The sequence below is a fragment of the Coprococcus sp. AM14-16 genome, from assembly GCF_003434675.1.
Classification (GTDB): domain Bacteria; phylum Bacillota; class Clostridia; order Lachnospirales; family Lachnospiraceae; genus Coprococcus; species Coprococcus aceti.
In genome coordinates, this window is the sequence record NZ_QTLL01000001.1 from 343638 (window position 1) to 356105 (window position 12468).

General features: G+C 45.4%; 14 protein-coding genes. 12 read left to right on the forward strand and 2 right to left on the reverse strand.

Annotated elements, in window-relative coordinates:
* The first annotated feature begins 5 nt into the window (after positions 1-5).
* Complete coding sequence (gene thiI, locus DW159_RS01650) at positions 6-1193, forward strand: tRNA uracil 4-sulfurtransferase ThiI (RefSeq protein WP_117548736.1); 1188 nt, start codon at positions 6-8, stop codon at positions 1191-1193.
* Positions 1194-1293: 100 nt separating this feature from the next.
* Here the strand turns inward: thiI and DW159_RS01655 are convergent, their stop codons facing one another.
* On the reverse strand, positions 1294-1527 hold the full coding sequence (locus DW159_RS01655; RefSeq protein ID WP_015533130.1) for an HPr family phosphocarrier protein: 234 nt from the start codon (positions 1525-1527) through the stop codon (positions 1294-1296).
* A gap of 92 nt (positions 1528-1619) precedes the next feature.
* Between DW159_RS01655 and mtaB the strand changes: the two genes are divergently transcribed.
* From mtaB to DW159_RS01700, 9 genes are all read left to right on the forward strand, one after another.
* Positions 1620-2978 carry a tRNA (N(6)-L-threonylcarbamoyladenosine(37)-C(2))-methylthiotransferase MtaB gene (gene mtaB / locus DW159_RS01660; RefSeq protein ID WP_117548737.1) on the forward strand — a complete coding sequence of 453 codons (1359 nt, stop codon included), beginning with the start codon at positions 1620-1622 and terminating at the stop codon, positions 2976-2978.
* Positions 2979-3044: 66 nt separating this feature from the next.
* Complete coding sequence (locus tag DW159_RS01665) at positions 3045-3302, forward strand: IreB family regulatory phosphoprotein (protein WP_022217238.1); 258 nt, start codon at positions 3045-3047, stop codon at positions 3300-3302.
* Positions 3303-3316: 14 nt separating this feature from the next.
* Positions 3317-3766 (forward strand): Holliday junction resolvase RuvX, encoded by a 450-nt coding sequence (gene ruvX / locus DW159_RS01670; protein WP_015533127.1) that lies wholly within the window; start codon positions 3317-3319, stop codon positions 3764-3766.
* 59 nt (positions 3767-3825) lie between these two features.
* Complete coding sequence (locus DW159_RS01675) at positions 3826-4104, forward strand: DUF1292 domain-containing protein (RefSeq protein ID WP_015533126.1); 279 nt, start codon at positions 3826-3828, stop codon at positions 4102-4104.
* Positions 4105-4109: 5 nt separating this feature from the next.
* Positions 4110-5774 (forward strand): ribonuclease J, encoded by a 1665-nt coding sequence (locus tag DW159_RS01680; protein ID WP_022217240.1) that lies wholly within the window; start codon positions 4110-4112, stop codon positions 5772-5774.
* A gap of 12 nt (positions 5775-5786) precedes the next feature.
* Positions 5787-6134: a YlbF family regulator gene (locus tag DW159_RS01685; RefSeq protein WP_015533125.1), complete on the forward strand. Its 348-nt coding sequence runs from the start codon at positions 5787-5789 to the stop codon at positions 6132-6134.
* Positions 6135-6179: 45 nt separating this feature from the next.
* A complete protein-coding gene (locus DW159_RS01690) occupies positions 6180-6617 on the forward strand; it encodes an endolytic transglycosylase MltG (RefSeq protein ID WP_117548738.1) in 438 nt (145 codons plus the stop codon).
* Between the two features lie 18 nt (positions 6618-6635).
* Entirely contained in the window at positions 6636-7277 is a 642-nt protein-coding gene (locus DW159_RS01695; RefSeq protein WP_117548739.1) for an O-methyltransferase, read from the forward strand.
* 25 nt (positions 7278-7302) lie between these two features.
* Positions 7303-8532, forward strand: a complete 1230-nt coding sequence (locus DW159_RS01700; RefSeq protein WP_117549407.1) for a peptidase U32 family protein — start codon at positions 7303-7305, stop codon at positions 8530-8532.
* 19 nt (positions 8533-8551) lie between these two features.
* Here DW159_RS01700 and sigK read toward each other — a convergent pair whose 3' ends face one another.
* Positions 8552-9172, reverse strand: a complete 621-nt coding sequence (gene sigK / locus DW159_RS01705) for an RNA polymerase sporulation sigma factor SigK (protein WP_117548740.1) — start codon at positions 9170-9172, stop codon at positions 8552-8554.
* A 284-nt stretch (positions 9173-9456) separates the two neighbouring features.
* Between sigK and DW159_RS01710 the strand changes: the two genes are divergently transcribed.
* Both DW159_RS01710 and DW159_RS01715 read left to right on the forward strand, forming a co-directional pair.
* The gene (locus DW159_RS01710) at positions 9457-11199 is read left to right on the forward strand and encodes a GspE/PulE family protein (protein WP_015533121.1); all 1743 of its coding nucleotides are present in this window, start codon (positions 9457-9459) and stop codon (positions 11197-11199) included.
* A 74-nt stretch (positions 11200-11273) separates the two neighbouring features.
* Positions 11274-12335 (forward strand): type IV pilus twitching motility protein PilT, encoded by a 1062-nt coding sequence (locus DW159_RS01715; protein ID WP_117548741.1) that lies wholly within the window; start codon positions 11274-11276, stop codon positions 12333-12335.
* Positions 12336-12468: the final 133 nt, after the last annotated feature.

Below are 12468 nucleotides of genomic sequence, written 5' to 3' on the forward strand. Positions count from 1 at the left end.
GAAATATGCAGTACAAGGCATTTATGATAAAGTATGCCGAGATAGGCACAAAGGGAAAGAACAGATATATATTTGAAGACATACTCTGCAAGAACATCAACAGAAAGCTGAAGCCTTACGGAGATTTCTATATCCGCAAGGAGCAGGGAAGAATATTCGTTGAGTGCAAGTCGGATTACGACTATGAGGATGTGGTAAATGCCCTTGGAAAGGTATTTGGTATTGTTGGAATATGCCCTGTTGTGGTTGAGGAGAACACAGAGTTTGAGAACCTCAAGCAGAAGGTAATAGATTATGTTGAAAAGGCATACGACAGAAAGAACTTCACATTCAAGGTGTTCACCAGAAGAAATGACAAGACATATCCTATGACTTCCATGGAGGTAAGCGCCGAGCTTGGACATTTCCTCCTTGAGGCGTTCCCTGATCTTGCAGTGGATGTGCACTCACCTCAGGAGATAATCAATGTGGAGATCAGAAAGGTAGCATATATCTATTCGATCACCATACCTGGCCCGGGAGGACTGCCGGTTGGAACGAACGGCAGAGGAATGGCACTTCTGTCAGGCGGTATAGACAGCCCTGTTGCGGCATATATGATAGCCAAGAGAGGAGTTGTTGTGGAGGCAGTATATTTCCACGCACCTCCGTTCACAAGCGAGAGAGCAAAGCAGAAGGTTATAGATCTGGCATGTCTTGTGGCCGACTACTCAGGAGCCATCAGACTCCATGTTGTCAACTTTGCCGATGTACAGATGGCAATATACGACAACTGTCCTCATGAGGAGCTTACGATCATCATGAAGAGATACATGATCAAGATAGCGGAGGAGCTGGCTGAGAAGAATGACTGTCAGTGTACGATAACAGGAGAGAGCATAGGCCAGGTTTCAAGCCAGACTGTGTTCAGCCTGAACGTTATCAACCAGGTCAGCACCATGCCGGTGTTCAGACCATGTATAGGTATGGATAAGCAGGAGATAGTAGACATATCAGAGAAGATCGGAACATACGAGACATCTATACTGCCATACGAGGATTGCTGTACGACATTTGTTGCAAAGCATCCGGTTACACATCCGGTTCTATCTGCGATAGAGAAGTCGGAGGCAAAGCTTAACGGAATCATCGAGCCATTGTACCGCAAGGCTGTAGATACGGCAGAGGTCGTTATGTGTCGCGCAAAGCAGTAAAACAATATAAAACAGTGATAAAAGACAACAAAAAGAGATGCTTCATAATAAGCATCTCTTTGATTATCAGATCCATATAACATACGGGGCAGAAATATGATTATTCTGCAAGGTATGGCTTCAGAGTAGCCATGATCTCATCGATACCGCTCTCTGCATGAATGTTAAGTTCGATAGGCTTTGAGATATCAAGACTGAAAATACCCATGATTGACTTGGCGTCAATTACGTAACGTCCTGATACAAGGTCGAATTCTGCGTCAAATTTCGCAATGTCATTGCAAAAGCTCTTGACCTTATCGATTGAGTTTAAAGAAATCTTAACTGCTGTCATAAATAGTCCTCCTAACCCTTGTAAGTTTTTTATGTACTGTCATTATTATATTTTTATAGAATACAAAAGTCAATATAAGGAGTGTAAAATACATGCTAAAAGGAATGTCTGTGGCTGCCACAACACTTGGCTGCAAAGTCAATCAGGCGGAGACTGACAGCATGCTCGACATGCTGAAGGCTGCCGGTGCAAATATAGTGGAATTTGACGAAAAAGCAGATATATATATAGTAAATACCTGTTCTGTGACCAATATTGCGGACAAAAAATCAAGGCAGATGCTTCACAGAGCCAGAAAGATGAATCCTGATGGAATAGTGATAGCCGCAGGATGCTATGTGCAGTCAGCCAGAGAGATTCTCGAGCAGGATGAAGCTATAGATATAGTAATAAGCAACAATAAGAAGAAAAGTATCACAGAAATAGTTAATGATTATATTAATGTGAGAAACAATGGAAAAAATGCCCCGGGTAAAGATCATGAAGCCATGGAATACTTCGTGGATATATCCAGAGAGACTGAGTACGAGGAGATGGGCGGCCATGTCCCTGTGGGACACACAAGGGCATATGTCAAGATCCAGGACGGCTGCAATCAGTTCTGCTCATACTGCATAATCCCGTATGTAAGAGGAAGGATAAGAAGCAGAAGCCAGGAGGCGATCCTTGCAGAAGTATCAGAGCTTGCGGAGGCAGGAATAAAAGAAGTTGTGCTTACCGGTATACACATATCGTCATATGGCAAAGATAAGAATAATGAGGGAGCACTTATAGAGCTTATAGAGGCTATCTCAAAAATCAAAGGAATCAAGAGAATAAGGCTTGGTTCACTTGAGCCGGGGATAATAACAGAGGAGTTTGTGGAGAGAATTTCATCCAATTCGAAAGTATGTCCACACTTCCATCTGAGCCTGCAGAGCGGCTGTGATTCAGTGCTCAAGAGAATGAACAGAAAGTACACTTGCGAGCAATACTTTGAAAAATGTGACATGCTGAGAAAGGCGTATAAGTCCCCTGCACTCACCACGGATGTGATAGTGGGCTTCCCGGGAGAGACTGAGGAAGAATTTGCAGAGACTGTCAGATATCTGACGGAGCTCAATCTGTATGAGATGCATATATTCAAGTATTCTCCGAGAAAGGGAACAGTCGCTGCCGCCATGAAAGAGCAGGTTGCCCCTGAGATAAAGAATGAGCGAAGCGATGTGCTGCTTAAGCTTGCCCATGACAACAAGACTGCGTATGAATCTCAGTTTGAGGGCTGTGAGCTTGAAGTTCTGGTGGAAGAGGTTGTAAAAAAGAACAATAAGACATATCTCAGGGGACATACGGAGAGATACATGGATATACTCATAGATGTGGGCGACATATCCATGCCGGAGAGTTTTGTGAACAGCTTTGTGTATGTGACATATACCCAAAATGGGGGAAACCTTCCTTTACTTTTGTAGTTTTTTATATTAGAATAGGAATGTTAATTGGCTCATGAGATAATAACAAGATGAGGACGTGATTTGATGAATAACGAAAGTACACAGAATATTGTTCCAATCAAGGACGCGACAGTGGACGTACGCGAGATAATTGGAGAAGTATACGATGCACTTACCGAGAAAGGATATAATCCGGTAAGCCAGGTTGTTGGGTACATAATGAGCGGTGACCCGACATATATCACAAGCTACAAGAATGCGCGAAGCCTGATCATGAAGGTGGAGAGAGACGAGATCATTGAGGTTTTACTTGAGGACTATATCAAGAATAACCTCGTGTAAAGGAAAAGAATAGTATGAGAATATTGGGACTTGACTATGGAACCAAGACGGTGGGAGTTGCCGTGAGCGATCCGCTCAAGATGACTGCCCAGCCGCTGGAGACGATAGAGAGAAAGTCGGCGAACAAGCTGAGACAGACACTTGCCCGCATAGAAGCCATACTTGAAGAGTATGGAGCGGCAGGAGAGCGCGACCGCATAGAGCTGATAGTGCTTGGCTACCCGAAGAACATGAACAATTCAGAGGGAGACAGATGCGAGGCCACCCAGGCATTCAAGGAGGATCTTGAGCGCAGAACAGGACTTGAGGTTGTTCTGTGGGATGAGCGCCTTACCACTGTGGAGGCAGAGCGGATCCTTATGGACAGCGGAGTGAGAAGAGAGAACAGGAAGACGTACATAGACAAGATGGCGGCTGCGGTCATACTGCAGAACTATCTTGATGCGAAGTGCAGCAGTCTGTGATAGACACAGACCTTCTGCCTTTGTTTTGTGTACGCCTGAAGAAGTATTAAGAGGTTTATATGGCAGAGAACAGGAAGACGGACAACAGTATCATATTTGAAGCAGAAGATGGAACAGAAGTGGAATTCTCGGTTGTGGAGCAGACCACACTTGGCGGCGTGAATTATCTGTTCGTTATAGACAAGGCGGATGATGAATCATTCCTTATCCTTCGCGAGAACAACGGAGCTGATACGGAAGAGATGGCAGCATACGATATTGTGGAAGATGAAAATGAATTAGAGGCGGTCATCAAGATATTTGACGAGCTGCTTGAGGACGTAAATTTGGAGGTATAAGAAAATTGAATAAGAATAATAAAGAGACAGTGAAGATCATTCCTTTGGGCGGTCTGGAACAGATTGGAATGAATATCACTGCGATAGAGTATGAGGACTCTATCATAGTCATTGACTGCGGACTGGCATTCCCTGAGGACGACATGTTAGGAATCGATCTGGTAATTCCTGATGTCACCTATCTCAAGGAAAACGCGGACAAGGTCAGGGGACTCGTGGTTACCCATGGACATGAGGATCACATAGGAGCCATACCGTACATTGAGAAAGAATTAAACATGCCGATCTATGCGACCAAGCTGACCATGGGTCTTATAGAGAACAAACTGAAAGAACACAACCTTATGAACAACACCAGAAGAAAGGTTGTAAAGTATGGTCAGAATATAAATCTTGGGGCATTTAGAGTGGAATTCATCAGAACAAACCACTCCATAGCAGATTCGGCGGCCCTTGCCATATACACACCGGCCGGACTTATTGTCCACACCGGAGATTTCAAGATAGACTACACACCGGTATTTGGTGGAACCATAGATCTTCAGAGATTTGCTGAGCTCGGCAAGAAGGGTGTGCTTGCACTCATGGCTGACTCGACAAATGCTGAGAAGGAGGGCTTCACACAGTCAGAGAAGACAGTGGGAAGAACATTTGACAACCTGTTCAACGACAACAAGGATCACAGGATCATCATAGCGACATTTGCATCCAACGTTGACAGAGTACAGCAGATCATCAATTCAGCTTACAAGTATGGCAGAAAGGCTGTCATAGAGGGACGAAGCATGGTGAACATCATCACCACGGCGTCCGAGCTTGGATATATCAACATACCGGATAACACACTCATAGATATAAGCGAGATGAAGAACTACCCGGATGAGAAGGTTGTTCTCATCACCACGGGAAGTCAGGGAGAGAACATGGCTGCGCTGTCACGTATAGCTGCATCCATACACAATAAAGTAGCCATAAAGCCTGGTGATGTGGTCATTTTCAGCTCACATCCTATACCGGGAAATGAAAAGGCGGTATTCAAGGTTATAAATGAGCTCGAGGCGAAGGGTGCACACGTTATATTTGAGGATACACACGTATCCGGCCATGCCTGCCGTGAGGAGCTCAAGCTTATATATGCGCTCACAAGACCGAAATATGCAATACCTGTCCACGGTGAGTATAGACACCTCAAGAGACATGCAGAGCTTGCAGTTGAGATGGGAATCCCTAAGGAGAATGTCAAGATCATGACCACAGGCGATGTTCTTGAGATCGGTGAGGAGAAGTTCGACGTTGTCGGCAAGGTTCCTGCACAGGGAGTATTTGTGGATGGACTTGGAGTTGGAGATGTTGGAAATATCGTCCTCAGAGACAGACAGCTTCTGTCACAGAATGGCCTCATAATCATAGTTGTGACCCTGGACAGATACAGCAACCAGCTTGTTGCAGGGCCGGATATAGTGTCAAGAGGCTTCGTGTACGTCAGGGAGTCTGAGACACTTATGGAAGACTGCAGGATCACATGTCAGGAGGCTCTCGACAGATGCCTGAGCCGCGGCGTGACAGACTGGGGTAAGATCAAATCCGTGATAAAGGATGACATGGGAGAGTTCCTCTGGAAGAGGACAAAGAGAAGCCCTATGATCCTTCCTATAATCACAGAGGTGTAGAAGGGTGAGAAAATGACAGATACATTGGAACTTAGCAGACAATTGAATGCGTGCATCAAGGATTCTGATGTCTACAAGAATTATCAGTATTGCAAGGATAAACTTAGACAGAAACCAGAAAAACTTCAGCAGCTCATGGAATTTCGTAAGAAAAATTATGAAATACAGAATAACGAAATGCTTGACAATCCATATGATGAAGTTAATAATCTATTCATGGAATATGACTCCATAGTCCATGATACTATAGTCAATGACTTTATCAGGGCGGAGCAGAAGCTGGTGAGAATGATGAAGCTTGTATATGAACAGATAGCGGACGATCTTGATTTCGATATCATAGATGAGGACGCCCGGTGATTCGCGCTGGCTGGGATGTATTTGTGAACAAGGAGAATAACGATTATGGCTTTAGATAGTGCTAGAAGTATGAAGAAGATTCTGAGGTTCCTTTTTGGACTATTCATCAATGTATGTATTTTATTTATATTGGTAAAGGCTTTCTCATACTCGTATGATTTTGCGTATCAGGTGTTTGCCACAAGGGCTGCGGATCCGGGCAGCAACCGGAAGGCAACTATACAGATAACTCAGGACGAGCCGCTTCTTGACGTGGCGGATTCCCTTAAGACGGCGGAGGTCATCAAGGACAAATACGCTTTTATTCTGAAGGTCAGAATAGGCGGATATGCAGATGATATCCAGCCTGGTACATATCAGATAGCACCGAGCGATACAAATCAGGAGATAATAGAGATCATAACGGGAAATGGCAAGAGTTCCTCGGGGGATAGCAGCGGAGACGACAGCGATGACTCCTCCAGCGAGGACAGTGCCGAGTAATAGACAGAGAGGATAATTATGGTATGTGATGAAAGACTTGCGTCATTTATCAATTCCTTCAATACAGACTACGATGAGGTTGTGACCTCGATCAGAAGAGAGGCAGAAGAGAACAGGGTACCTATCATAAGACGAGAGGCTGGAGAGTTCATCAAGATGTTGATTCTTATGAACAGGCCGAAGAAGATTCTTGAGATAGGTTCAGCCATTGGCTTTTCTGCCATTTTTATGAGTAGATTTCTGGATGATGACGCACATATAACAACTATAGAGAATTATCAGCCGAGAATAGAAGAGGCGAAGAAGAATATAGTCAGAGCCGGGGCTTCAGACAAGATTACTCTGCTTGAGGGCGATGCACTGGAGATATTACCAGAGATGACAGAAAGCTATGACATGGTGTTCATGGATGCAGCTAAGGGTCAGTATGGCAATTTTTTCACGGAGGCTATACGGCTGCTTGCTCCAAAGGGGGTATTGCTCTGCGACAACGTGCTTCAGGACGGAGATGTCCTTGAGAGCAGATTTGCAGTTACCAGAAGAAACAGAACGATACATTCAAGGATGAGAGAATACCTGTACGAGCTCACCCACAATGAACATTTGGAGACGGCCATACTCAATATAGGGGATGGAATGAGCCTCAGTATCAGGAAATAAACGAAAAATGGTTGGAGGAAACGATATGAGAGATAAGAAACCGGAGCTTCTTGTCCCGGCGGGCGGACTGGACACGCTCAAGGTGGCCGTGGACTATGGAGCTGACGCAGTGTATATAGGCGGACAGGCATTTGGCCTCAGAGCGAAAGCAGACAACTTTTCCATAGAAGAGATGAAACAGGGCGTGGAATATGCCCATGCACATAATGCCAAGGTGTATGTGACAGCTAATATATTTGCACACAACTATGATCTGGATGGAATAAGAGCTTATTTTGGCGAGCTGAAAGATACAGGTGTGGACGCTGTTCTTGTATCCGATCCGGGCGTGTTTACCATAGCTCGGGAGACTATGCCGGATATGGAATTACACATAAGCACACAGGCCAACAACACGAACTACATGACATACAAGTTCTGGTATGACCACGGCATAAAGCGGGTTGTGTCTGCCAGAGAACTGTCCCTTGCGGAGATATCACAGATAAGAGCAAACATACCGGACGATATGGAGATAGAGTCATTTATCCATGGCGCTATGTGCATATCATATTCAGGAAGATGCCTTCTCAGCAACTACTTCACAGGCAGGGATGCGAATCATGGTGCGTGCACCCATCCGTGCAGATGGAAGTATTCCATCGTCGAGGAGACCAGACCGGGAGAGTATATGACTGTCAACGAGGACGACAGAGGAACATATATATTTAACTCCAAGGATCTGTGCATGATAGAGTACATCCCGGAGATGATGGAAGCCGGAATAGACAGTTTCAAGATAGAGGGGCGTATGAAGACTGCTCTGTATGTGGCGACCGTTGCCAGAACCTACAGAAAAGCCATAGATGATTATATGGAGTCAGAAGAGAAGTACAGAGCAAACATGGAATACTACAAGAGAGAGATAGCCAAATGCACATACAGGCAGTTCACAACGGGATTTTATTTCGGGAAGACAGACTCAGAATCACAGATATATGATAATAACACATATGTAAAAAACTATACGTATATTGGAACTGTGAGAGAGGTTACCCCGGATGGCTGTGTATGCTTTGAGCAGAAGAATAAGTTTCTGGTGGGAGAGAAGCTTGAAGCCATGGGCTTTGATGGAACAAATATAGAGTGCGAGGTTCAGGCGATATACGACGAGGAAGGAAACAGTATGGACTCCGCGCCGCATCCAAAGCAGAAATTGAGGGTGAAGCTTGATAAGGAGCTTGAGACCGGTATTATACTGAGAAGAAAAGAGTGATCATAAGGATGTCTGGATGTCAATCCAGGCATCCTCTTAATTTGCCAAGAGCTTTTTTCTCTATGCGCGATACATATGACCTGGAGATCCCGAGCAGCCTGGCTACCTCCTTTTGGGTGAGAGGTGACTGCCCGTCAAGACCGTAGCGCATACATATGATCTCCCTCTCCCTGGATGAGAGGAGCGATGATATGCAGGAGGGAAGCAGGCACAGGTGGTCGTCCTGTATCATTTTGTCCAGAACGTTGACGTTCTCCGAACCTATGATGTCAAGGATGACGATCTCGTTACCCTCTTTATCAGTGCCGATGGGATCGTAGATCGAGACCTCACGCGCCTTCTTCTTCTCGTGGCGGAGAGTCATGAGAAGCTCGTTTTCGATACATTTGGCGGCGTATCCTGACAGTTTGCAGCCTTTGTCGGGTCTGTAGCTGTCTATGGCTTTGATGAGACCTATCGTGCCTATGGACAGAAGATCCTCGGGATCCCTCACGGCGGAATTGTACTTTCTGGATATGTGGGCGACCAGACGGAGATTGTACTCTATCAGAATGCTGCGGGCAGCCTTGTCGCCGGACAGGCACAGCGCAATATATTTTTTCTCTTCTTCGGGAGTTAGTGGGTTTTTAAACGCTTCCATATATGAGCTGCTCCCGTAATTTGATTGTACTGGCTGTACATATGATGGACGGGCTATTTTACAATTAGTACAGTCAGCTTGCTTATATAATATGTTTATTGTGCAGAAATAGTGCCTATCCACCCTGTAAAAAAGCAAAAATCTGATAAAAGTGCAAAAAGATGTATCAAAATATGTACAAAATGTTTAAAATGTGAAAATACTGTGATATAATACGCTTTAGGTATTTGGATAATTCTGCCTGTGCGTAGAATTGCGAGAGACGTGAGGAGGGTATTTAGAGAATGCGATTAAGCGTGGGACGTAAGAAGATCAGAATTGGAGATGTCCTTGTAGCAGCGGGGGCTATCACGGAGGAACAGCTTCAGGAAGGACTTGCAAAGCAGAAGGAGACCGGCAGAAAGCTTGGTAACGCCCTGGTTGATCTGGGATTTATAAGTAACGACATGCTGATTACGGTACTTACAACCCAGTTGGGAATTGACTACATAGAGCTCAAGGGAGCTAAGATCGAGGAGAAGGTTATACACATGGTGCCTGAGAACATGGTCACCAAGTATCAGGCCATACCTATAGAGATAGATCCTGATAACCCGAACATCCTCAAGGTAGCCATGGCAGATCCAATGGATATCATGGCCATGGACGATATTGGTCTTGTGACAAATCTTCAGGTAGAGCCGATGCTCGCATCTGAGGAGGGAATCAGGAATGCCATAGACAAGTATTACGGAAGCGCTCAGGCTATGGAGGCTGCTGAGGCCTACAGACAGGAGCAGCAGAATGTGCTCGGCGGAGGCGACGAGGAAGAGGGCAACGAAGAAATCGATAATTCCCCTATCGTACTTCTGGTTAAGCAGATCATCGAAGGCGGAGTAAGACAGAGAGCGTCAGATATACATATAGAGGCTCTGGAGAATAGCGTCAGAGTCAGATACAGAATAGATGGTGCACTTAAGCAGGTTATGTCATACGACCTCAGCATACTGGCAGGTATCACAGCCCGTATCAAGATCATAGGCGGTATGGATATAGCAGAGAAGAGAAAACCACAGGATGGTCGTATCACCATCATGGTTGACAGAAGAGAGTTTGATGTCCGTGTTTCTATCCTTCCAACAGTTTTCGGAGAGAAGACGGTTATGAGACTTACATCCAAGGACGGTCTGACAAAACCGAAGAGTGCCCTTGGTTTCGATGCAGAGCAGGAGAAGGTTTTCGATAATATCCTCAGCAACCCACATGGTATCATCCTTGTAACGGGACCTACAGGATCAGGAAAATCAACTACACTGTACACATCACTCAGTGAGCTTAACACAGAGGATGTTAACATCATCACCGTTGAGGACCCTGTCGAGGCGAACATCAACGGTATCAATCAGGTGCAGGTTAATAACAAAGCGGACATGACTTTCGCGGCAGCCCTCAGATCTATCCTTCGTCAGGATCCGGATATCATCATGATAGGAGAGATCCGAGACGGTGAGACAGCAGGAATCGCCGTACAGGCCGCTATCACAGGACATTTGGTTGTATCGACACTGCATACTAACTCAGCGGCTTCGACCATCACCCGTCTTATCGATATGGGTATTGAGTCATACATCGCCGGTGATGCTGTTGTTGGAGTTATTGCACAGAGACTTGTGCGAAGACTTTGTACCACATGTAAGCAGCCAAGACTTGTGGAGGATGATGAGAGAGTTCAGCTCGGTGTTCCGGCTGACGAGGAGGATGTCATCATCTACGAGCCACAGGGATGCCCACTGTGTAACGACACAGGCTATTCAGGACGAATCGGTGTATACGAGATGATGCCTGTATCAAGAGAGCTTCAGGCTGTTATCGCTTCCGGAGCTACAGCGGATGTCATTGAGAAGCAGGCCCTCAAGGAAGGAATGCTCACACTGAAGATGGGAGCTGCCAAGCACGTTCTTGATGGTATCACATCCATAGCAGAGATGAACAAGATTGTTCACAGTACAGTGACCGTGGCCGAGGGAGTGGACATGGGAGAGCTGTAAGATATAAGAGATATATAATGAGATTATATATAAATTGTAATTATTAATGCAAAAGGGAAAGGAAGGGACAAGTTATGTTAGACATGAAGGAATTACTTGCCTTCTCTGTAGAAGCAAAGGCGTCAGATGTTCATATAGCTGTAGGTATACCACCTAAGCTCAGAATCAACGGTAAGCTCACCGAGGTTGAGGTTCCGGCACTGTCACCTGCTGATGCGGCAGAGGCAATTGGATCTACTATGAAGGATAGGCATAAGGCCATACTTCAGGACAGAGGAGAGGTCGATTTCTCATTCGACTCACCTGAGACCGGACGTTTCCGTGTCAATGTATTCATGGACAAAGGAAACATGGCAGCAGCGTACAGACGAGTTGAGACACAGATCCCAAGACCTGACCAGCTTGGTATTCCAAGGGAGGTTGTGGAGCTCTACAAGAGAAAAAGAGGTCTGGTTCTCGTAACAGGACCTACAGGTTCTGGTAAGTCGACCACACTTGCTTCTATTATAAATAAGGCGAATGAGAACCTTACGGATCATATCATCACACTGGAGGATCCTATAGAGTACATTCACCATCACAACAAGGCAATAGTTAACCAGCGAGAGGTTGGTATGGATACACTCAGCTATGCGAATGCACTCCGTGCAGCACTCCGTGAGGATCCTGATATCATCCTCGTAGGAGAGATGCGAGATCTTGAGACTATCTCCACAGCCATAACCGCTGCCGAGACAGGACACTTGGTATTCTCCACACTGCATACAATCGGTGCGGCATCAACCATCGATCGTATCATAGATATCTTCCCTACAAACCAGCAGCAGCAGGTAAGAGTTCAGCTCGCGATGGTTCTTGAGGGAGTTATCTCACAGTCACTTCTTCCTATAGCGAGCGGTAACGGACGAGTTGCAGCCTTCGAGGTAATGCTTGCGTCACCTGCTATACGAAGTCTGATACGAGAAGCCAAGACTCATCAGATCCAGTCAACTATCCAGACAAGCAGAGCCTTAGGTATGATCACTATGGACGATGCATTGTATGATCTGTATGCTTCAGGAACCGTCACAAGAGAGGTTGCCATGACATACGCACAGGATCAGCAGTACCTGAGAAAGAAGATCAACGGACAGTAAGATATATGGAATAATCGATTACCATATGGAAAAATGTGGTATAATGACCAAGTCACATTGTGCACATTGCCTAAAAAATAACGTGCAAATAATTAAATGTTGATTAAATCTGTGTGGTATAGTAAGATATTTT